The organism is Robbsia andropogonis (assembly GCF_000970345.1).
Classification (GTDB): Bacteria; Pseudomonadota; Gammaproteobacteria; order Burkholderiales; family Burkholderiaceae; genus Robbsia; species Robbsia andropogonis.
Genome location: NZ_LAQU01000010.1, coordinates 53,103 through 76,740, shown reverse-complemented (window position 1 = coordinate 76,740; position 23,638 = coordinate 53,103). Strand labels below are relative to the sequence as shown.

Below are 23,638 nucleotides of genomic sequence, written 5' to 3'. Positions count from 1 at the left end.
ATTGAATAACAGCGAAATTTATCCTAGAACAAATAACACGTTGAAATTGTCGATGTCAGCCATAGGCACCGCTGCTTTTACGCTATCCATTTTTGCCCCGTGAGGCATCTCGTTAATACCGACAAACAACAGTTGACCATTCGAAACAGCCAATCCAGTAAACTAAAAATTGATCCTTGAACAACATAAAACATAGCCTCGCCGTTCCTCTAATTTTCTTAGCAAACCTCATGTCTTGCATCAGCACTTTGCAATGAAGTATATCCTTCTATCCAGTTTCCGATACGAAGGATGCTTTAACGAAACGCGTTTGTTGCCTTCCTGCATGTAAACATATGTTCTTTTTCGAACCTAGCGTTGCGCCCGGGAGATCAACAGCGTTTCGTAAAAATCACAATAATGTGTCAGGCCAGACTTTACCTCGAAATTATTTAAGGCGATCTTGCGCCCGCCAGTAATAACGCAGCGCCGTAAGCAAGGGCGAGAGTCGCATATTCAGGCAAAAGCAGTTCTACAGCACGAATGCGTTCAGATTAACGGATAGCGGAATCATGGATGCGTTCAAGCCTGCGGATGCCAGGACTGCATGACCGGAAACTTGCTGAAAACTGGGCATCAGCACCACAATGCTCACACTCGTCACGTGCCCTTAGATAATGGCGAGCGCCGCAGGCGTCAGTCTTCAACGGCTCGGCAATAATGCAATTCGCGCCACCGTTCTTCCCTCTCCGCGCACTGAATCGTGTTACAGATATCCGACAGGATTTTACGTTCATTAGCCGATAAGCTTTCATGACATATCTCCGCGATAATGCGCAGGCGCACCAGCGCATCCGAAAGAGATAGCATATTGATCAACGTCGTCTCGACCGTGCCCACCGAATTCCATTTTTGTTCGTTTTGATGATCCGCGCAATTCTGGTCGTCCCCAAAACCCAGAATGCAAGCACAGTCTGCAAGTTCAAAGATGTGCGTAAGATCGCAGTCGGTCAAATAGCGATTATCGCGTTTGTTATCCATGTGTCTCTCCCGAAGCGCCGAAACGTATTCCAGCATTTTTATGTGCTCATCAGGCGGCGTCAAAAGTAGCCAAATATCGCTCACGCGTAAGTTACTATGCTAAGCGTCCCGAGCGTCGCTGGCTTTATGCTATCGGCTCCAGTCAACCCGTCCGAATTCGAGATCTCTGACGCACTCTGTAACACGTCGTTCGATCAACACATTCAAGTAGTCGACAGCGATAAGCGCATGATGTGATACCGCTTCCAGATCTTGTTGACCATCTTTCCTTGCAAACGATACGACGTCGTTCTCAGATTCCCGATACATGGCTGATACCCTCAGATCGATTACAGGCGTCAAATACGCACTGCTCTTTATGGGTAACGGGTGATCCTAAACTTGCTGAAGGAAACGAGCTATCATTGCGTAATACATACAAAGCGAAATGAAAAGTCTTCCCGTTCGGCGTCGGTAAGTGAGTTGCATTGAGCTTTCGCGTACAATCGCGTCAGTCTTGCGTTAATAATGAGTTTTACTAATTTCAATCTCAATGGCACGACGACGTAGCAACGCCAACCCCGAAATTGCTCGCTCCTGCCGATGCTTCTCGTAATTTCGAGTCTTTTCGCCCGTCTACATACGAGAAATGTGTGGGGATGCGCTTCACCGTCAAGCCAATCGGATTCTCGCGAGTATCCAAACACCCCATATAATTGACCTATTCGACCAGTAGTGCACGAGGCTAGAACACGTTACCTACCACGCAATTCAGCACGATAAGGCGCTTTCGTTAGCATCGGCGAAAAGATGAGGAATTTCGAACTCATGTTGGAAGCGTGAACAGCCTTACTGCCTCGTCAAGAACGTTGGCCTGATTTGAAAGACTTTTCGCAGTAGCGGCGCTTTGTTCCACCAGCGCCGCATTCTGCTGTGTCGCGTCGTCAAGTTGCGAAACGGCCGAATTGATCGCATCGATACCAAATGATTGCTCCTGACTCGCCATGGCGACTTCCTTTATCTTGGCGAGCACATTGGTCATCGTTTCTGCTGCCGAAGCCATCTGCGCGGAGACCGTTTCCACACTTGCGGTCCCTTCTTTCGCCGCGACCGAATTGGATTCAACGATTCCCTTTATTTCTTTCGCCGAAGCAGCGCACCTATGAGACAAATTGCGTACCTCTCCCGCGACCACGGCGAATCCTTTGCCTGCCTCGCCTGCCCTCGCAGCCTCGACCGCGGCGTTTAACGCGAGAATGTTAGTTTGAAATGCAATGCTGTCAATTGCGGAAACAATGGCCGTGATTTGTTCTGAGCGCGCCGCTATTCCTCTCATGGTCTCTTCAGTCATCTTCACTGATTCGCATCCCTGATTTATGGTCATTTGCGCCTTCTCAACAATCAGATTTGCTTGCTTCGCAGACTCCGCATTACTCTTGACTGTTGCTCCCAACTGTTCGAGAGATGCGGCAGACTCCTCCAGTGATGCAGCTTGCATCTCGGTACGAGTCGTGAGATCCATGTTACCACTGGCAATCTCACCGGTCGCGAGCTTGACCCCGTCAATTTGTTTTCGTACGTCTGATACAATCGCCACGAGGCTGACGCGTAGTTGAACCAGCCCTCTCAAAATACCCTTTGCGTCGCTGTTCCTTGATGTTGGTATTGCCGCCGCCAAGTCTCCGGCCGCCAAACGACGTATAGCTTTTTCGATTAGGGCAATCTGCTTTCCTGTGCGGCAGGCCATAAGCAGTGACGGTATCGATGCCGCAAGCATGCAAAGCACAAATGTTATAACCCCTACTGCACCGTCAAACGCTTCTGGGAACGTGACTCTCAGAGACGTTACCGCAACCGTAAAGCACGCGGCGACTGCCATCATTCTTGCAGCTAGTTTGGCGTCAAGTATTGCGTCAATGAACCGCCGCGGACCCGTTCTTTTTATTTCCCCAGACCTTATAGTGAATCCTTTTGCTTGACCTAAACGCATTTGCCGATAAAGGGTCTCGGCACGTTTAATGTCCTCGCGAGAAGGTTTGGTGCGGACGCTCAAATAACCAATGGCGGTGCCGTCGCGTACGATCGGCGTAACATTTGCACAAATCCAATAGTAGTCACCGTTCTTTCGTCTGTTTTTAACAAGAGATGTCCAGGGCTTACCAGATCGAATCGTTTGCCACATGTCTCCAAATGCCTCACGCGGCATATCTGGATGCCGAATGATGTTGTGCGGCTTGCCTATAAGCTCTTCGCTGGAATAGCCCGACGCCTCGATAAATGCTGGATTGCAATATAGGATGTTGCTAGCCAAATCCGTCGCGGAAACAAGCATGTCGTTCTGACTTATCTCATATTCCTGACCAGCTATTAACTTGGAATCATTCATCAGTCCCATTCCTAATAGAATTTACGTCACTCAAAACCAAATCAACGATGCCGCTCTTCGAGTGATAACGGATGGGTGTCCTGCTACTGAAGTCCGATTCATCATTTTGCGTACATCGTGTTGAAACACGCTCTTTGTCCCAGAAGATGTACACCGGAAACTTAGCGGGGGCAAAAGCGATGCGGAAATCTTTCAACGTATGTTGTTTGCAACAGATAAGCGAAGTCAGGACGCGTGCAATCGATGCCCGCGACCTTAACATGCAAATTATCGCGTCTCAGGCATAGGCATCGATTAAATTTTTCAAGCCTGGACCTGCCGTTGTCAACCCGAGAGAGATTCCACGGCTTGCTTGAATTGTTCGAGCTTGACTGGTTTATCCAAAAATACCGCAGCATACTGTTGCACACGATCGCGAATACCGCTGGAGCCATGTCCGGATACGAAAATAACCGGGGTCTTTGCCAGATGCGCTTGACTGCGCATCGACTCGCAGAAATCGAGGCCATCAATTACGCCTCCCAACACCACGTCTAAAATCACGATGTCCGGCACTTCTGTTCGCAATAATTGGAATGCCGGCTCCGCTTCGGCCAAAGACTGCACGGCACATCCCTCCCGCCCTAACATGCGGGAAATCACGCGACGCGACACCACGTCGTCGTCGAGTACCATTGCCGTCTTACCACCCAGGATCGCCGAAGGAGGCGCGCCGCGCTTTTGCACCCCAGCCGAACGCGAGGGAGACGAGAGGACGACATGTGGTTCGGATTGGATATCCACGTGTCCCAACATCGAAATGTCCGTAATATCCGAAGGCGGGTAGACGCCTCTAGCCTCATAGAAATCCAACATTTCCTCGGCACCTAGAAAGAGGTCCAACCGATTCCCAACGCGCAACAGCAGACCGCTTGCTTTTACCATATGGGAAAATTGCTTGACGAAATGCTCGGGACGATCTCGCGCGAACGTAATACGAAACAGACGCCCGTGTTGACTACATGCCGACACCACGCTGCTCCAAGACTCGTAACCGCGCGCTCGCCAAGCAGTGGCGATACGCGCATAGGTATCTTCGTATTCGACGTTATTTAGGCTCAGAAGCATGACTTACTCGTCGTTACCAAAACAAGGCGATTCAAGCAGATTGCGTCATGGTCCCAATTCGGTGTCGGAGCCAGGAAGAGAAAGCGGTTTCGCTCATCGCCGGCGCCCACCACCATCCTTGTCCAATGCCGCATCCATAAGCTTTCAACCGCTCCGCGACATCATGGCACTCCACCCCCTCCGCCACGGTTCTTAATCCCATTTCACGTCCAAGCGCTACGAGGGACTTAAGTATCCGTTGCGCATCGACTTCGACCAGGGCCGATGCGACGAATAAACGATCGAGCTTGAGTTCGTTGAACGGCATTCTAAGAAGCGATGCCAAGTTGCCATATCCCGTCCCGAAATCATCAATGCTTAACGAGATGCCATCGATGCGCATACGCGTCAATATACTCCGTATTGCATCAGTGTTAGGCAGCGAGATACTTTCTGTCACTTCGACAGTTAGAGCATTGGCAGGCACGCCATACTGAACCAAGGCCGAACGAATGGACTCGTACAACGTCTGGTCGATATCGCTCGCCGATACGTTAATGGCCACACCGACCCCGGGAAACGCCTGACGCCAGCGGGCACATGCCTTCACGGATCGATGCAGAATCGTCTCGGTAAGCCGCCGCATTTGACCCGACGCTTCGGCAACAGCAATAAAGACATCAGGTGCAACGTCGCCCATTGTCTTCGACCGCCATCGCGCCAACGCTTCAGCGCCTATTGGCACCCCAGTCGCGAAGGAAACCTTCGGCTGAAACTCCACCACGATTTCATTTCTATCAAGCGCCTCTGCAAGCTGTGGTGCCTCGATCGACTGTTTCGGCCTTGCGAGAGTCGGTTTTGGCTTGATCATCGGCAGATCAAGTAAATGCGCCAAATCGGCCAGATGCGCCGGCTTCTCGATGGATCCAGCCACATGGATTCCCAGCGCGTCGGCGATTTGCGTCGTGGCAATCCGCGTTCGCTCGTCACAACCACTCACTAAGATGACCGAGCGCGGCAGCAAACCAGCGCCCATTGACTGCAAGACATCCAGTCCGTTTTCACGTCCAAGTTGCAAGTCAAGTAAAATCGTCCTTACATCGCGCTGTGCGAGTTCCTCGCGCGCCTGTGCCACAGTAGTCGCGCCATAGCTTTGCACACCGAGCGACTTCAGCATCGCGGTGAGAATCGACAATTGAACCGGATCATCTTCCACAACCAATATGGAAGCCGCCGCAACATGCATTGCCTCAGACATCATGCCCCCGTTGTGCAAAGATGCGATTCAGGCTTTCCTTCACAAATTGAAATGCAATCGGAAGGCGGCCCCGGTAATCCATTAGATCTTTCTGGGATATATTCGCGGCGTCGCGCTCCAAAGCGCGCATCAAGGTCGAAAAGCCACTAGCACCGACATACGCGCTGCTTGATTTCAGCGAATGCGATATCTGTTTGATCTGGTCCGAGTCATTGTCTGCAAGCGCCGCCATCAGGGCGTCTAGTTGAGCCGTCGCGTTGTGCACAAACGTTTTGACGAGGTCGTCGGCAAAGTCGGGGGTGTCGTCATCCGCAAGCGCCTGCAACGCTCGCACACTCTGTTCGTCGAATATCAAGTCGCCAGGGTGTGCCGCCTCGCTGCCGCTACGCGCGGCTGGTAAGGCAATCGTATCCGGTCTAGCGTTCGTGAAAAAAGGGTTGCTCGACAAGCCGACGGCGGATCTCGCACCCGGGTAAGGCTCCGGAAGAAATTCGACAATGCAGGCCTCGAATTCCCTAACCGTAAACGGCTTCGAGAGAATATGATTCATACCGGCGCGTCGGCATCGTGAGATATTCCCAGCCGTCATATCTGCTGTGATCCCAATCACCGGGACGGGCGATGTTCCACGGGCCTTCTCAAGTGCGCGTATGGCCTCCGTGGCGGCAGCACCGTCGACATAAGGCATGTGACAATCCATCAGAACCATGTCGTATTCCGCCAATTCAAATCGTGCCAAAGCAGCACGTCCGTTAACGGCAAGATCCGCTGTCAGACCGATACGCTTCAATGACGCCATGGCCACTGCCTGATTCACGGGATTGTCCTCGGCAAGCAGAATGCGCGGTCGGTGCCAGAGTGCAGGCTCGGCTGGTTCAAGGGCGTCGACAGCCTCCCCTGCGTTATAAGCGTCAAGCCCTTCCCGCTGCCCGTGCTCGACGCCTGGTTTCGAATCCTTCCTTGGTAGTATGCCGACAGGCAAGGTCAGCGAAATGTCGGTGCCAGCATCCATCTCGCTTCGCATCGTCGTCTCGCCATCCAGCTTTTTCACCAATTCCCGCACTAGAAAAAGGCCTATTCCTGCACTATCAACTATCCTTGCGGATCCTTGCTCCGCTCGTAGAAAAGATGCGAAGACTTCCTCGGCGCGTGCGAGATCGATCCCGCTTCCGCTATCACGCACGGTAAGAGAAAGCTGGTTGACATCGTTTGCGAGCGTTAAGAGCTCCGCCTTGAAAACGACGTAACCGATATTCGTGAAACGTACCGCATTTGACAGTAAATTATTGACGATCCAGTATATTTTTTCGCGATCGACGGATATAAGATATCGCTCGAACCCTGTCGTTTCGGCAGTGAATGACAAGCCTTTCCACTTGGCCTTACGCTGATATTGCCGACATAGCGCGTTTAACATAGCGAGCGCGTCGAACGTAGTCGCGTTCAGCGTCGCTTCATTACTCTCCGTTGTCGTGACCTCAATCATATGATCGACCAGATTCAATAGTGCGCCTCCGCACTCTTGAATCGTATGTGCCAGTTGCGTAGCATCGTGGTCGAGACCCCGGAGTTCCAGGAGCTCGGCGCTGGCCAGCACACCATGCAAGGGCGTACGAAGCTCGTGGCTCATCCGTGCCACGAAACGATCCTTTGCACCATTCGACATCTCAACAATCTGCTTTGCGAGCCGTAGCTCCTCAATCAATTTTCGCTCTTCCAAAACCTTCGCCTCTAACAGGCGATTTGACTCGATCAATCCACTTCGCGTCTTGTCGAGTTGCCCTCGCGCCATGTCGATACCCTCGACGGCAATAAGTACGTGTCGATGTATGGTGTTGAAGCTTTCTGACATCAGGCCAAGCTCGTCCCGCGAATAAACCGGAAGTTGGTCTTGGCTGGCATTGATCTTCACCATACCGGTATCCCCCTCCCCGAGGGTCCGTATGGCCGATGCCAGTTCATATAGCGTCACGCTTGCCAAGCGTTCAGCAGCATCACCAACGCTTTTTGCGGTCTGGGAAATGGTGCCTGGCAAAACGATCCCGACCACCATAGTAAGAAGTGCGACAGCGGTAAAAATATCGGCCAATGCGCTCGACATCGGCGCTGGTACGGGTAACTGTGACACTGCCAGTAAATAACCCGCTCCATCCAAACCGAGCACAAGCAACATCGCCCCAGTCAATTTGACGTGCAGATTCATCGTAAAGCCGTGAAGTCCATTGCGGCGACGGTCTTGCCATTTTCGAAAAGCGTGTAGCAACGCACCAGAATAGGCCATCGATAACCCAGCGAGAATGGTCGGCACGCCGAACTGCTGGAATCCCAGAACCGTTGATGCTATCCAGATTGCCGCGACAAGCAGGCCAAGGCCCAGTGTGAAACGGGGCGCTTGATAAAGCCGGGGCGCTTGTGGTGCGCTGCGGCGCAGCAGCCATACTGCAAGACTCGGCGCGGCAATACCGATCAGATAAGTGAAATTTGCGGCGGCAACAAGCCAGATAGGATCGCCGAATAACAGGAAGGCTATCGCGGTCGCGGCCGTCATCAGCGTGGCTGCCGTTGGCACCTGTTTCGCGGAAAGGCGTCCCAGAAAGGTTGGTAGAAGGCCGTCATCGGCCATTTGCCATAACGTACGCGACGCACCGGCGAGCGGTTGCATCGTTCCATGAAACATATTAAAAACCATGAAACCCAGCGCTGCCGACTTTGCAAAGCTGCCAAAGAGTGGCGCGAAAGTCGGGCTCAAGGAGCTGCCTAGATTTCCAGCCAACTCGGCTTTGCCAATCGTTCCTAGCCAGATAAATGGAAGTGCCACAAAAAAAATCGATGCCATACCGGCGCTAACTTTTATCGCACGCGGGACGTTTCGAGCCGGGTCTTTTGTTTCTCCGACATGGCATGCGACTGCCTCAAATGCCGGTGCGGCAAAGCCGACCAGATAAAGCCCTGCCATTAGCGCCGTGACTGTGCCAAACCAACCCGGGAACGGCGTCTCCAAACGCAAATCGAACGATTGATGCCAATCTACAGCGCCCGTCGTCACCGGTAGAAGAGCAGAGATAAATGCAAGAAGTCCCGACAATATCGCTATCGGGATGGAAAGTCTGGCGACATGCTTGATGCCTGACAGATTCAATAAAGTACAGAATCCAACCAGCGTACAGGCCATCAGAGTGACCGATAGCTGTGGCAGAAACCATTGATGTATCGCAGACGCACAGAGAATCGCGGTGATTCCACATGTGGGAATCCATCCCCACCAGTAACATATCCCTACCAACGCTGACGGCATGTCACCATACCGCCTGAAAGCATCGGTACATACCGCTGCGATCCCTCCAACTTTGCGCGGATACATCAGCACAAGTTCCGTCCATCCGGGCAAGGCCGCATAGCTCAGCAAGATACCCACGACAAATAAAGCCAGTCCTAAAGTCCCGATCCCAGGAATGTGCTCCCCGCCGACAAGCAAGGCGGCGATGAGAAAAAGGCTCTGATTACTTCCCCCCATCGCAAGCGCGGAAAGGCTAGCCCATCCAAGAGTACGAGGAAACCGGCCGCCCTCCTGCGCCGCGTCGTCGTTGGTTACGGAACCCGACTGTGCATGATCGATCGTATGTATGGGGGGCTGCAGCTTCATTCTCAGCCCCCTTTGATCGTCTTGAATCCACGCCGTCCTTGCATGAGTTTCGCGATGCTTGCCTGCAGTGTGTCCATCGATACGGGTTTAACCAAGTAATCATCGAATAAAGCAAGTCGTGCATCACCATCTGCCGGATCCGCACCTGATACAGCAATGAGCGTGGCGACGTCATCCGGTGACTTACCTTCAAGATATTGCTGGGCGATCGCATAGCCGTCCAATTCCGGGACGTTGATATCCAGGAATGCCGCGTCAAACGGCGTGGAACTGAGCCGGGCCAACGCTTCGCCTCCGTTCAATGCAAACTCGACGGCATGCCCCATGTGTTTGAGCAAAGCGCAGAAAACCTTGCTGCTAATAACGTCGTCATCGACAACGAGGACGCGCAGGGATGCCGTATGGGTTGCCGGAGACATCGGTGTAGCAGATACGACATTGAACCGGAGGCAAAAGCTGAAACGCGTCCCGACGCCAGGCTTGCTCGACACCGCTATCGTGCCACCCATTGCTTCAACCAGCTTACGAGAAATAGCGAGTCCGAGGCCAGTTCCTTGTTGGTCATCGTCACGACTCAGGTGCAATTGCGAAAAGCATTTGAAAAGTTGATCTTTGGCTGTTTCGGGCAAACCCACCCCGCTATCCGATACGGAAAATGCAATCTCGACGCATTGCTCTAAATGTGTCGCTGTAGCCTGTACATGCACACCGCCGGCTACGGTGAACTTGATGGCATTATTTAGCAGGTTCAGAAGAACCTGGGATAGCCGGGTACGGTCTCCGACAATTAAGTCCGGAATGCTCTCTGATAGCGACAGTTTCAGGGACAGCCCTTTTGCCTCCGCTTGGGGTCGTACAATCTCGACAATACTTTCCATTTCAAGGCGAAGACTGAACGGCGCCAAAACAAATGGAAATCCGGTGGCTTCCAGCTTCGCGAGATCGAGCACGTCGTTGATCAATCGGACAAGATGCTCCGTCGATGTCCGAAGGTCGATCGGAGAAAACGGTTTCTGCGCCTGCTCACCTTCCAACGACAAAAGCGTTACCATGCCAAGGATCGCATTCAGCGGAGCACGTATCTCGTGTGTCACCATGGCGAGAAAGTCCGCACGATCCTTTTCGGCCGCAATACTTTCGTTCAGGTTGTGATAATACCTATCGAGTTGTGCTTCAACCTTGACTGCGCGTAGGCGAAGGTGTAATTCATCGACAACTAAAGACGCATAATCCTTCAACGCGTCGATCTGGTTCGCATCTAATGTTCTCGGCTTGGTATCAAGTATGCACAGTGTGCCAACCTTATTACGCCCCTCGAAAAGCAACGGTACGCCGGCGTAAAAGCGAATTTCCGGCGCCCCGGCAACTGCCGGGTGATCACGAAAACGTATGGATTGTGATGCATCAGTCACAATATAAACGTCGCTTTGCTCAAGTGCGGCCTCGCAAAACGACGCTTCGCGCGGAAAGGTATCTAAGTCCACGCCAACTTTCGCCTTAAACCATTGATTCTCAGCATCGATCAAAGAGATCAAGCATATAGGAACGTCAAAGTAAGCACTTACACGCCGAACAATTCGATTGTAGGATTCTTCTGGTATCCTATTTAATATTCTGGAATTTTCCAAAAATCCTATTTCACTGCAATGAGCATCACCCGTACATTTGAACGGCGCCATGATGCTACTATTCGATGTTGCGGATACCGGGGCGTTCGCATTCGGCATTGCATTATCTCAATCCAAGGGTCATATCGGGTTTACGGCACGCCACGGATTTTCTGAAGTATCCATATTTGATTTCGATCAACCTGAAACACTTTCAGATGCAAGCAATAAAACGAATGATTCAGCTCCCTTTCAAGAGTGACTGTCGTGCCACTGAAAATCATAGCATTAGCCACGTTCTCGCTCCATCACACGGATCCGCATGACAGTTAATCAATCGTATGAACAGCATTTCTAACTACGATTAATTCGCTGCTGCTAGAGTGACGTCGCGCCTGGATGCAACTCCACTTGCAAAAACGGGAGCGCGATGTAGAACGTCGATCCGCGCCCGCTTTCACTCTCATAGGTTATCGTGCCACCCATTGCGTCGACGAGACGCCTACAAATCATCAGGCCAAGACCGATTCCGCCTTGCTGCCTCGTCGATGAAACATCAATTTGCGAGAAAGGGGTAAATAGGATCGATTCTGCATTTTGCGGAATACCTATCCCGGTATCAATCACCGCAAACGTCAACCACAGGACGTTCTCAGTGCTGCCGCATTTTTCCACACGCACATCGATCCGGCCTTGCTCAGTGAATTTCCCGGCATTTGATAGTACGTTATCAATGACCTTGCGAAATTTACGCTCGTCACCCATTACCATTGCAGGAATGTCGTCGGGAATCGAGAGCCCAATCTTTATGTTTTTTTCTTCGATTTTTAGGCGAAGTGACGTCACGCTCTCGTGCAATAGTTTTCTAATGCTAAACGCCGAACGTGCTAGCGACAGTTTTCCATTGTCTAACTTCGCGACATCTATTATGTCGTTGACGATTTCAAGCAGTGTGCAAGCGCTAGCGCAAATCACATTGGCCAACTCGACTTGCGCCTCCGACAGCTCGCTCTCAGCAAGAAGGCTGCTCATACCCACAATGCCGTTCATTGGGGTCCTGATTTCGTGGCTGATCATGGCAAGGAAGTCACTCTTTACATTCGCCGCATTCAAGGCCGCGTCACGCGCGGCGGCGTGCGAACGTGCCTCATTCGCGTAGCGCACCTCAAGTACGATCGCCTTCTGAATTTGTTCATAAAATTGTCGCGCACACAGGAGCATGCCCAAAAGAAAAAGCACGACAGCGGCGGTAACTTGAAAACGGAGCGCAAGAGTATTCGTAAAGAATTGAACAATCGCCAGCGTAAGCAACGGCGTTAATGCAAAAGCAACGAACGCGGAAGGGACAGGAGCCAGCGTGGTCACCGCGCCAGCGACTGCGCCAGCCAATATGAAAGGTACAAACATGGCAACCGCTGGGCTCGTTTTCCACGTAAGTATCACAATACCGACGGACCATGCCATCCCGCTTATTGCTGCGGCAACAACAGCGTACCGAGACCAAACCGTGACGTCAGGATTGACTGAGTGCCTGAACCGGGCTGCGAGCAGAACGCGCCATAAGGCAATTGTGATCATCAAAAACAGCCAACCTACTACCTCTTTGGGCTTTTCTTGAAAAGAGATACTGGTTAGCAGGATCGCCAGCAGCACGGCAACGGACTGGGTCAAGAACACCCGATCGAACAACATTGCGACCAGACGCGCGCTGACAACGCCCCTCTCATCGTTCGTCTTGACTATCGCGTCCATAGGTCAGTTTTGCCGATTTTGCTGTTGACCTCCATTCAACGGATGCTTTGTGTGTTGCTGAAGGGGGCTTCCATACTTTTTCGACGAGCGTGACACTGCCTCGAAACGACATACAGCAGAAATGATAGAGCGGGCTTCCCCCGGTACGGCGCCCAAGGTGGCGGCATCCGACGCCCACTAACTTTGTTCTCCGGTTTTTGGAGCGCCCCTACGTTGCCCGAACAGCCTGCGGGAGAGATCGCCAGACTTTTTCGGAGCAGGCGCAATGCCAGCCTTCACATCCATTTGCTGTTTCAAGCGCTCCAGATGCGCGCGAGTATCGTCGGGCCGCGATTCCGGCTGCGAACGCGACGAAGACCTGCCGAACATGGCGGCAAGCGAAGTAGGCCGGTAAGCCTCGCGCGTCGGCACCGAAACCGGTTCGCTGACGGGCTCTTCGTCTGCCAGTTCGATCTCGGATCGTGCGCCTTGCGCGCTCGGACGTGCCAGGGTGTCCAATGAACCCTCGCGCCGCAGCGGACGAGGCGACGGAGGCACGGTGTCTGAAGCCTCGGCCTGGGTTGGTTGTTGCGGCGCGTTTTGTCTTGCTGTCAGCTCGGCTTCGTACTCCTTGAGCAGCTTGGCGTCGATGGTGTCGAACACGATCTGCCGCTCGACCTTCAAGCCGGTGCTCTGCGTCAGGCGCAGCCCCGCGTTGACATTGAAACCATCGGCCTCATTGTATTTTTCATAAGCACGCAAGCCGATCGGCATCCAGGAGTCGGGAGCATTGATGGTCTTGGTGTAAGACGCCGCCAGTTGCGTGCGCAGCTCCGTCTCGCTTTGCGGCGTCACCTCCGAAAGCTGCTGCAGATGGTTCAGCGTTTTCGCGGCATCTGTCGTGAGGGCTCGCCGCACAAAAAATGCATTGTACGGCGTGTCGAGGAGGCGGGCCGTATCCAGATTGTCGCTGACTGCCTTAAGTCCCTTAGCCAGTCCACCGTCGGGATCGTTCTTGTGTGGATAGGCGAAAAATTTTACCCACTCCTGCTTGGTCGCCTCCACGTACCGGGCGTAGTCGTTGACGCTGTCGAATTCGAAATCGGCCACCGACTTGATCGGCAGCACGTTGTCCCGATCGATGGCCAGGCGTAACTTCACGTTCGTGCCGCGCTCTCTGACCACCGCACCACCCAACAGATCGGCCGACGTGTTGCCGATCTTGCCGGTCGTGGCCGAGGTAGTGAGTCCAAGGCTGAGCTTGTGCCGGCTCAGCTTTTGCTCGCGCAGGTTGGCGATTCGGTAAGTGCCGGTGGCGTCGAGCTGCTTGAAGGTCGACAACCATTGCTTCTCAAACGAGTAGCCCAGGCCCGTACCAAGGGCGCCGGTCTCTTGCTGGCTTTTTCGTTGTTGGCTAGGGTTGAGCAGCTTGGTGACGGACGCAGCGATCCCAGCCGACATCTCGCTGCGGTGGGCGCGTGTCTTCTGGTTGATCCAACTGATCGACAGATCTTGCTCGGCGTAGAACTCGCTGGCGAAGGCACGGAACAGCGCATCGGCGTCGGGCATGCCCTCGGGCGTGCGGTGCCGTGCATCCGCCGCCGAAAACATGAAGTCGGTCACGCGCGAGAATAGCGCGCGGACTTCCGCCTCTTTTGCCGCTGTCCGGCGCGGGATCCGGACTATGAGGCCATTGGCATCCGTGCGCTCGTACTCGTACGGATTCACATCCACGTTGGCGCCGGCGCGGCCGCATTTGAATAGCTTGGCGCCAAAGAAGCAGCCCGCGCCAATGCGTGCTCGGTGGCGCTTTTCCGTGCCAATGAACAGTTCGGCGGCGTGCACAGGGTATGACATCGAGACGACCGCTTCACGTCCCTTCTCATAACGCAGATCAATACGGGCATTGCTCGCCACTGGCACGCCCAGCAGACGCTTCTTGGCATTGACGAGCGATCTCGTAACGCCCTTGGTGCTAAACCCGCCATTGGTACCGCGGCTGAAGCGGACCGTATTGCCACCCGGAATCGTCTTCAGGAAGTCGACCACCATGGCGCGTACGCTCTGCTGCGATCGGTCAGCGGGGCCAAGCGGAGGGGCGGCCGCAATTTTCCGGACAGTTTCCATGGCCTTCTCGTAAGGCTCGGAGCGCTCGATATTGAAGAAGTTGGCCAGCGTATGCACGTCTTCAAAGCCCAGGTGGACCTTGCCAAGATGCTGCCGAACGTTGGCAACCGCCTGTTCCAGGGCTTCGGAGGAGCCCGATGTCACCTTTTGTACGGCGTCCTCTGTGAACTTGCGAATGCGCTGCTCCACATCTTCCGGCAATGCTGCAGGCGAGAACTCGCGGCCCAGCACAAGTTGATGCCCCTGACGCGCAGCGCTGTGCTCCGGCATCCAGTCATCAAGCGCGACCCGCAAGGCAATCCATTGGCAATGGGTTTCAGTCAGTGCATCCGCACGAGGCGTTTCCCCTCTTCGGCAGCGGCTAGCAGCGATGGGGGGTGGCGTAAAGGCGTTCCATCTCTGCGGCAACCGCCTGCACTACCTCGGTGACCGCCGGCTTCGCAAGCTCGGCCATCAGTGCCTTCTGCTCGTTCGCCAAGACGGCGCGATCGCCCTGTGCCATCCCCATGCGTGCAGCGGAGAGCGGCGATTTGTGGTAGCTCGGCAGTGACGCATGCCGGTCGTCGCCCATTCGGTTGACCCAAGTAAGCGACTTAAACATACGCGCCTTAAGCTGGCTCAGGTCGGAACCCGGTGCGTCGTCGGTGAAGCCGTTGCGCCATGCGACTAGATCACTTTTGTCGCCGGCGCTCAGGGTGGCCGGCCCGGCGCCATGGATCAGCTTGGCGCTTGCATCGGAGACGCGCTGGGCGAAGTTCGTCGCGCTCGACACCGTCTCGTGCGGGGCAAGCCGCGCGGCAATCAGCGCCTCCGGCGTCGGCTTGGCCTTCAGTGCGGTTGCAATCGCGGCACCAGCCTGTAGATGGACGCGGAGGTTGGCCTGTTCGATGGCGCCAAGGCTATGATTACCCGTAGCGGCGAGCATAGCCTCGAAGTTGCCGGTGGCTGCGGCGTGCTGCAACGCGCCCCATGCTACGGCCCTTCCCAATTCGGCATGCTTGAGCTGCTCGTCGTGTGTGTGCAGGTGCCTCGGCGTAGAGACAACCGCGATCATTGCCTCCTGCGCGTCGCGGATTTTCGCGACGGTTTGCGCCGAAACCACAACCGGCCCCTTTTGCCCGTGCGCGGGCTGTTGCGGACCGATTTCGTCGGCCACCGCTTCGAGCGTGGCCAGGCAGGCTGCGGCTGCCTCGGCATTGTGTGCATCGAACTTCCCTAGGCTGTCGCGGACCCCTGGCCAATCGGCAAGGGCCTGCGGCGCATGACGCGCGGCCTCACGCATGGTGATAGGAAAATCCCGCACCGTTTGGATGAATGCCTGCAGAGCCTCGACGTGTATGGCGTGGGACGGTGCCGACGAAGACGCACCATCCACACCAGCCGAATCGGTAGCAGTGGTGCACCGGTTTGCCATCAGAGCCTCGCGCGTCTGCTGCAGCGCGCCACGCAGCGCGAGGATATGGGTATCGCGCGATGTCTCGGAATGCGTTTTCGCGTTGCCGATTTCAGCCCCTAGGTCTGCATGCTTCAGGTACGAAAAAATGTCGCCATTCAGCTTTGTGGCGTTGTCCGGGTCGAGACGTTCCTTGGCAGACACGAGCGCCATCGAGACCGCCGTGGCGACCGCAGGCGAATGCGCAGCAGCCATCTCCCGAATCCCCGTCACGAACGCATCGGGTTCGCTACTGACTTTCCCGGCCAACCCTTGCCCTTCCGGCGACGCCCAGTAGGCAATGACGTCATCAACGTGTTGCAGCGTTTGCGCTGGTTGCGCGTTATCGCCGTGGAGGCTAGCGCTGGCATTCGCGATCGCCGAAATCTGAGTGCGCAGGCCGGTCATTGCATGATTGAGCGCCTCATTGGTTCTACGCCCGGAACGCGACGGGCTGCCGGGCTGAGGCGCATCGCCGCGCGTGCCCGCAATCCGCTCGGCAAATCGCTTGACGTGAGTGAAATCTCGCAGCGTGGTCGGTTTGCCTGTCCGCGAATGTGTGCTGAAGGGTGTGTTCCAGTCGAGTCGGCTGGCACCGTCTTTGGTCATGCAGCTGAATGTGTTCTTGACTTGCGCACGCAACGCCTTACCGACCCGCTTCGCCATGCCGACGTTGGGTTGAGGCGCGCCTGGCAGCGCAGGCGGTGCCGGGGGGGCTTTCTTCAAACCGTTAAATTCGCCGCGCTGCCTGGACGCTTTTCTGGCAGGCGTGGACGGCGTGGCGGCCTCGCCTGTGCCCGCTTGTTGCGACGAAGGACGCGAGACGCAAACACTAGTCAAGATGCTGGGGAGTTTGGGCGGCATGGGATGGCATCGGTATGTTGAAACATATTGGAACCCAAGCGTAGTTACGGCGGAGTGTGTATGGCGTACGCCGCACGAAAACCCGCTCCGCAAAACGAAACCAGTAGTTCGTTTCCCTTATCAATGTAATCGCTTCTCGCAATCCGCGCGTGTGACAGTGGGATATTCCAGCAAAGGGAGTTTTATAGAACAGAGAAGTCGAAGTTCACGGACAGTCAGATCAAGGACGCGCTCAAGCGAGTAGAACCTGGCTGGGCGGTAGCGGAGATGTGCCGGGAGTGACGTATCATCGTGGCCACGTTTTACAATTGGTGTGGTAAATACGGCGGTGCGGGCGTCTCGCTGATGGCGAAGATGAAATAGCAGACAGCGGATAGCGCCCAGCTTCGCAAGATGTATGTAGTGAAGAAGATCAAGGCTGACATCATCGCTGAGGCGATAGCAAAAAAAGACTGAGGCCATCTACTCGCCGCGAGATAGCCAAGGACGGGGTGGCACGCCGACGGGGGTCGATTCGGCTTGCAGGCGAGGTGCCAGGCATCATCCAGACCTGCTATCGATCTAAGGCGCGACGTAATGCGGCGGACGCGCTGATTGGGGGGTGTAGCCCAAACCGCCAAAAGTTCCCACGGCCTACGGTGCACGTTCCGGGTGATAGTGGAGAGCGCATTTCGCGCCGCTGTTTCCGTCATTCCCAGGCCAGGCTCTGAATGCTGGTGTCCAGGTCGATGGCCTATGCGCCGCAGGGGAACGCATAGTGGCGGCCCATATCGATATGCCGCTAGGCGGCTGGCGATGTCGGTTGCACGAGTTCCGGCACCTTCTCATTACGGCGCTAGTGCAAATAGCTCGTCTGGCGGAAATATTTGGTATATGTATGAATGCCTTATAGATTAGCTACTGCCACGTCGCCTTTGGCCCTGAGCAAGAAGTCCACCGTCTGTCCATCTTGATCGACCACTCGGTAAAGATGCATCCGGGCATATGCTGGTTGAAACGCACTATCGCAAACCCCTCTGCGGATTGGGACCGGTGCAATTGCACTTTTTAAACCGGAATTTCGCTGTCGATAATAAACGATTCTATGTCTTGAACACTTATCCATTGGCCAAGCCGCGGCCAATTCATTCCGTCATAGACGGTTAGTTAATCGACCACAACGGATATCGCGCCCATGATTTGCCAAACTTCACACTACCGAAGCTTCTTGCCGCAGATCATTATGACGCCAAGCATTTCGCGAACAATGTCGACATGACGAGAAAACATCTGGTGTAGCACGCGGCGCCTTTGTCATCGTGCATTCAACCATAAAGATCCGCTTTCTGAAAACCATACTCGGCAATGGCGTCTCTGACTTTCTCTATTGCTCGAATACGCCCCACGGCCCGCTCTTCTTCCGCTCTCAAGCGTGCCTCGGCAAGCCGTTGCGTATGCGTGTCGCGTTCTACTTCGTCAGCGCTTTTAAAAAGTGCATTAAATTTGGCGATGGCATCATCGCGCTTCTGGGGAGGAGAATAGGGGCGTTGATTGTGGTGCATGCGGATCCTATAGCAAAGGCATATGCTGTTTCTTTTCGGCTCGGAAGCGATAATGGATGGCGCGCGTTTCATTAAAAGCGCATTTCGCTTATATCAACAAATTAACGTGGCTTTGTCAACGCGTATACCTCCTTAGCAGAACTTGTTCCTGCCCCCTCAGCCGATCAGATTTGCATCTCTGAACGAGGAACCACAAAGCACTTCGCCTCGACATAACCCAACATATTCTAATATTCATGGCACGTCATAACCCTATGCCACGGCTTTTTTAACGTGAAGCGAATACTCCGATCGGCCATGCTCACACACAACAAAACGTACCGCATTAGTGCATGTGACGATGATGCACATCAGGAAAATGGGCATGCATGTGTGTGATCGGTTCATGTTGATGCAGATGGGCATGTGGTTCATGACCATCCCACTCGAAGTCGTGCTTATGTTGATGGTGCGCATCGTGGCGATGTCGATGATTATGCGTGACCACTTCATGCGTGTGCTGATGCGCATGCCGTTCTCGAATATGCAACCAGATGCCTAATCCCATGAGTGCCGCCGCAACCCAGAATAACGGTGACGGCATTTGCGGCCATAGATATAGCGACAATGCGACGCCAAATAAAGGGCCAACGGAGAAATAGGCGCTAGTTCTTCCCGTGCCAAGGTTACGCAGCGCCACGACAAAGAGCACGAGACTGATACCATAGCCCACGAAGCCGGTAAGCATGGCTAGCGTCATCGTCTCTGCATTCGGCAGATGCGCACCCATGGAAAACGCGATACCCAGGTTTACCGGACCGGCCGCAAGCCCTTTCGCGCATGCAATGACCACCGCGTTGTTTGTCGATACTTTTCGCGTCAGGTTATTGTCGATCGCCCACGCGAGACAAGCGCCAACCACAAGCCATGCCCCTGAGGACACGTCCGCCCCGCCGGATTGCCAAGACAGCGCCACGCCACCCGCCACGATCGCAACCATCCCGAGGACGATCTGAAGATCGGCATTCTCGCGAAATACGATCCAGGCAATCATTGCCGTAAACACGGCTTCAAAATTCAGTAGCAAGGAACTCGTCGCCGCGGACACCGTGTTCAGGCCAAGCATCAACAGCGCAGGTCCGGCCACGCCACCAGCGGCAATCGCGCCTACGAGCCACGGCACATCTTCAAACTCAATGCGGCTGCCGTCCAAACGTTCAGGTGCAGTCGCGCGGCAACGCTGGATCACAATCCCCGCCGCCAGCCCAATGCCGCTACCCACGTAAAAAAGGCCGGCAACCATGAATGGGGACAACGAGCCCAAAAGGACCTTGGCGACCGGCGTCGCCGCACCAAACAAAGCAGCCGCAAGAAGCGCAGAGCTGGCAGCCTTATAACGAGAGTACATTGCGTGCCTTTAAGATAGCATGAAGCAAAAATGAACGTGATTCGTGGGCGTGTCGATAAGACACCAAAAGGCAAAAGCGGAATTACTTGGTCATATCGTCAATGCTCGGTCTGTTCTGATATCTGTCCTCTTGCCTGTCAATACTCGTGAACATTTTCTGTGGAATATTAATTGACATGGCATTCCGACAGACCCACCGATGGCATTTTTGCAACGACATTTGATGCTTTTAGCTGCACAGCACATGTTTCTCAAAATAAAACGCCGTTCACGATGCCACCTGGTTCAAGACATTCTCATATGGTTTTAACGATAGCGCACGATACGGCATGTATCTTGAGCGATCCGCTTTCCTTCAACACGTCGATACGTCGCAAGTATGTTTTTCAACGAAATACGCGATTACTACCATGTCACGCCTATATCTGCCAGGGCATCAGTCATTGCCACATGCCCCAGGGACCAATCCCGTCCCTATCTCTAAATGTCCGTCAGATCAGAATATTTCGCGTGTCAACCGGGATTTGATTCAGCATTGCAGTGACTTATTCATGCTGCATCACCGGCATATCAAAAATAAATATTAAACATTGATTATTGTCTAAAAAACAGAAACACCTTACTTAAACCAGTCAACTTCCTCATGAGACTCTATATTGGCCGTGATCTTTAGAACATATTCCAAAGTCAGCAAGCAACATATAAAAATTAATTATCAAAAAATCTTCTCTAATTATCTTGATCACCACAGATAGTGACAGCATTCAACTGGCCTCATGACACCAGTTATCGAAAGCACTTCTTATACTATTAAAATAGTATAATTAAAAACCGAATGATGTTGCCTACGAGTAACCATTCTATTTCTTGTTTCAACTTCGCCTTTGATACGGTCGTCGTGAAGAATAGTACAAGTGTGCCTGCCGGCATGTAGACCGCGTCTCATGCATTTCACGCTGCTATCCAGCCGTCACTTCCGTTTTGTATAGCGCGCTGAGCGTTTTTCACTTGCATTGTGGCAGTTCCCTCTGCCACCAATACGCTCAGGTAGAAGCTCACCGCATCAACGATGCAAACGCACCCCCCCTGTCCTGTACTCCTTGCGCTCCGGGGGTAAGCTCGTCACACCAACGCATCGATAAGGGATGCAATGCTTATCCCGGACGTCACCCAACGACCGCATATGCTGGCACGGCGGATACGTCAATGATGACAGTCACGTGTGCAACCCACCTGACATACACCGACAGCACCCGATCAGCTTGTTGCACTTGCGGCTATCAGTTGAGCGTCTTCCCGGACCAATTTTGTGCAAGTGCCAACACCTATCTAGATGCTTTTCTTTTGCAATATCACAATATCGTCACAATTTCCAGGACGGTCTGTCGATTTTACGACACCAGTGGACATCATTTTTTATTCTTTGTGGCACATAAACGTATGATTCTTTATGCATAATTAACTAGCCAAATAAAATTTCTCAAGTTTCACAAGGTGTGTGCCGTAAGGACACTAGTCGCTTCGTGAAAACGTATTTATCAGCATGGCTATAGACGTATTAGTACCCGATCGCCTCACAGGCGCATTGCAGTAATCAAACGACTGAGCGAATTGGCCATTAACTACGCTGAGCCGATGTCAGGCTCGCACAGGATCGTAAAGCGCGCGGCAAGTGCCAACGTCCTAGGAGTTTTGCGAAATCAGATCTAGATGGTTACCGTCCCCTTCGGGGGGGTTCAGTTGAAATTTTCGAAACAGATACTCACCAAATGAAACTCTTAAATTTCAGAATTGGGGTCCGACTAGGACTCGCATTCGCCTTGGTCGTGTTCCTTTTGATCGCCGTCGCGTTGCTGGGGACCCAGCACCTGAATGACAATACGGAGAAGATGAACAGCGTGATCGACGAGCATTATCAGTTGATTGCGTTGAGCAACAAGATCAAGAGCAACGGCGACAGGGCAAGCAACATTCTCAGCAATCTGTTGCTGTCATCGTCGGCCGAACAGTCCCGTAAGTACATGGACCAGTACGCGCAGATACGGGAAGCCAACGCCAGCGCCTACGCGAAATTCGAGAAATTGCCACAGGATGCGGAGAGCAAGGCGCTGTACCAACAGCAGTTCACCGCACGTTCCGCCTATGGCCAAGCCGTTCGTGACTTCTTCGCATTGGTCAAGGATGGCAACATTCCTGAAGCGCGCGACCTCTATCAAGGACGCATGGCAGAACTACAGGCCAGCTACTATGCACTCGTCGACAAGATGGTCGACTATCAGTCTGCTCAGATGAGCCGCAACGTCGCGGACGCGAACACCGAATCACAAGGCGCCCAGCTCCAAATGGTCTTCTTGTCGATCGGCGCGATTGTGCTAGCCAGCGTGATCAGCGTATATATCACGCGTTCTATCACCGTTCCAGTACAGCGCGCCGTTCAGCTGGTCGAGGATGTGGCGGCTGGCAATCTGACGTGCAAGGTGGAAGTGACGTCGAACGACGAGATCGGGCGCCTGCTCACGGCGTTTGGACAAATGGTACGCAACCTGAATGCCATCGTCTCCAAAGTGCGGCTTAGTACCGACACAATTGCAGGCGCCTCGAGCGAGGTTGCTGCCGGCAACATGGATCTGGCCAATCGTACCGAACAGCAGGCCAGCGCGTTGGAGCAGACCGCGGCCGCAATCGAGCAATTGACCGCAACGGTCAAGCAGAACGCCGATCGTGCGAAGCAGGCAAACATGATGGCGGAATCGGCATCGGAAGTGGCGGCACAAGGTGGTGGCGCGGTTGAACGTGTCGTGCAGACGATGACCGGGATCAATACGTCGTCAAGGCGTATTGCCGACATCATCGGCGTGATTGACGAAATCGCCTTTCAAACGAATATTCTCGCGCTGAACGCGGCGGTCGAGGCCGCGCGTGCCGGCGAGCACGGACGCGGTTTTGCCGTCGTCGCCAGTGAGGTGCGAGGACTCGCGCAACGCAGCGCGGTAGCAGCGAAGGAAATCAAGGAGCTGATCGGCGAGTCGGTTGAGCAAGTGGAGCAAGGCGGCAAGATGGTGGGAGACGCCGGACAAACGATCCTCCGGATTGTCGACAGCATCAAGAGCGTGACCGATGTCGTCTCGGAAATCACGCTTTCCAGTCGCGAACAGAGCGAGGGGCTCGAGCAGATCAACCAGGCGATTGCGCAAGTCGACCACGCCACGCAGGAAAATGCCGCATTGGTCGAGGAAAGTGCCGCGGCGTCACGGTCCATGCAGGACCAGGCAGGCGAGCTGGCGGAATTGGTCAGCGCCTTCCGGCTTGACGAAACAGGGGCGGCAGGAGCATCCCCGACTGCGGGAGCCGCGGCTTTCAACGCCCTTCCCAACGCGGGGCATCGCGCCGTGCTGGCCGGCGTTTGATGGGAGGCATCTCGTAAAGCGGAATCAAGCCAGGCAAAACAGAGAGACAAACTAGGCACCGAAGGGACGCGGGGAGACAAACGATAAAAATGAAGCGACGAAACCATCGCGGATTTATCGCGGTGGGACGTCGGGCGGTCCAACGCTCCAACTGAAGCGGTGGGCTGCAC

14 protein-coding genes are annotated in these 23,638 nt (G+C 54.0%); 2 read left to right on the top strand and 12 right to left on the bottom strand.

Features of this window, described 5'->3' with window-relative positions; genetic code table 11:
- Nucleotides 1-675 precede the first annotated feature (675 nt).
- The 7 genes from WM40_RS11720 to WM40_RS11690 form a co-directional block, all read right to left on the bottom strand.
- On the bottom strand, nt 676-1,020 hold the full coding sequence (locus WM40_RS11720; RefSeq protein ID WP_024905249.1) for a hypothetical protein: 345 nt from the start codon (nt 1,018-1,020) through the stop codon (nt 676-678).
- A gap of 129 nt (nt 1,021-1,149) precedes the next feature.
- A complete protein-coding gene (locus tag WM40_RS31365; protein ID WP_024905248.1) occupies nt 1,150-1,329 on the bottom strand; it encodes a hypothetical protein in 180 nt (59 codons plus the stop codon).
- Between the two features lie 496 nt (nt 1,330-1,825).
- Nucleotides 1,826-3,385, bottom strand: coding sequence for a methyl-accepting chemotaxis protein (locus tag WM40_RS11710; protein ID WP_024905247.1), 1,560 nt, complete (start codon nt 3,383-3,385; stop codon nt 1,826-1,828).
- Nucleotides 3,386-3,709: 324 nt separating this feature from the next.
- Nucleotides 3,710-4,492 (bottom strand): response regulator, encoded by a 783-nt coding sequence (locus WM40_RS11705; protein ID WP_046152935.1) that lies wholly within the window; start codon nt 4,490-4,492, stop codon nt 3,710-3,712.
- A gap of 31 nt (nt 4,493-4,523) precedes the next feature.
- Nucleotides 4,524-5,729 (bottom strand): two-component system response regulator, encoded by a 1,206-nt coding sequence (locus tag WM40_RS11700; RefSeq protein ID WP_186303557.1) that lies wholly within the window; start codon nt 5,727-5,729, stop codon nt 4,524-4,526.
- On the bottom strand, nt 5,722-9,372 hold the full coding sequence (locus tag WM40_RS11695) for an amino acid permease (RefSeq protein WP_024905245.1): 3,651 nt from the start codon (nt 9,370-9,372) through the stop codon (nt 5,722-5,724). Before WM40_RS11695 ends, WM40_RS11700 begins: the two co-directional genes overlap by 8 nt.
- A gap of 2 nt (nt 9,373-9,374) precedes the next feature.
- Nucleotides 9,375-11,051, bottom strand: coding sequence for a hybrid sensor histidine kinase/response regulator (locus WM40_RS11690; RefSeq protein WP_046152965.1), 1,677 nt, complete (start codon nt 11,049-11,051; stop codon nt 9,375-9,377).
- On the opposite strand from WM40_RS11690, the gene WM40_RS30640 reads away from it, so the two are divergent.
- Nucleotides 11,050-11,241, top strand: a complete 192-nt coding sequence (locus WM40_RS30640) for a hypothetical protein (protein ID WP_052738292.1) — start codon at nt 11,050-11,052, stop codon at nt 11,239-11,241. The genes WM40_RS11690 and WM40_RS30640 overlap by 2 nt on opposite strands.
- Before the next feature lie 116 nt (nt 11,242-11,357).
- Here the strand turns inward: WM40_RS30640 and WM40_RS27875 are convergent, their stop codons facing one another.
- The 5 genes from WM40_RS27875 to WM40_RS11665 all read right to left on the bottom strand — a co-directional run bounded on the left by WM40_RS27875 (nt 11,358) and on the right by WM40_RS11665 (nt 20,061).
- The gene (locus tag WM40_RS27875; protein ID WP_052738291.1) at nt 11,358-12,731 is read right to left on the bottom strand and encodes a sensor histidine kinase; all 1,374 of its coding nucleotides are present in this window, start codon (nt 12,729-12,731) and stop codon (nt 11,358-11,360) included.
- A gap of 177 nt (nt 12,732-12,908) precedes the next feature.
- Nucleotides 12,909-15,131: a hypothetical protein gene (locus WM40_RS11680; RefSeq protein ID WP_157685776.1), complete on the bottom strand. Its 2,223-nt coding sequence runs from the start codon at nt 15,129-15,131 to the stop codon at nt 12,909-12,911.
- A gap of 67 nt (nt 15,132-15,198) precedes the next feature.
- Nucleotides 15,199-17,133 carry a hypothetical protein gene (locus tag WM40_RS11675; protein ID WP_046152933.1) on the bottom strand — a complete coding sequence of 645 codons (1,935 nt, stop codon included), beginning with the start codon at nt 17,131-17,133 and terminating at the stop codon, nt 15,199-15,201.
- 1,304 nt (nt 17,134-18,437) lie between these two features.
- Nucleotides 18,438-18,674 (bottom strand): hypothetical protein, encoded by a 237-nt coding sequence (locus WM40_RS11670; protein WP_036012496.1) that lies wholly within the window; start codon nt 18,672-18,674, stop codon nt 18,438-18,440.
- A gap of 325 nt (nt 18,675-18,999) precedes the next feature.
- Nucleotides 19,000-20,061, bottom strand: coding sequence for a DMT family transporter (locus WM40_RS11665; protein WP_046152932.1), 1,062 nt, complete (start codon nt 20,059-20,061; stop codon nt 19,000-19,002).
- 1,769 nt (nt 20,062-21,830) lie between these two features.
- On the opposite strand from WM40_RS11665, the gene WM40_RS11660 reads away from it, so the two are divergent.
- A complete protein-coding gene (locus WM40_RS11660; RefSeq protein WP_024905239.1) occupies nt 21,831-23,468 on the top strand; it encodes a methyl-accepting chemotaxis protein in 1,638 nt (545 codons plus the stop codon).
- The last annotated feature ends 170 nt before the right edge of the window (nt 23,469-23,638 follow it).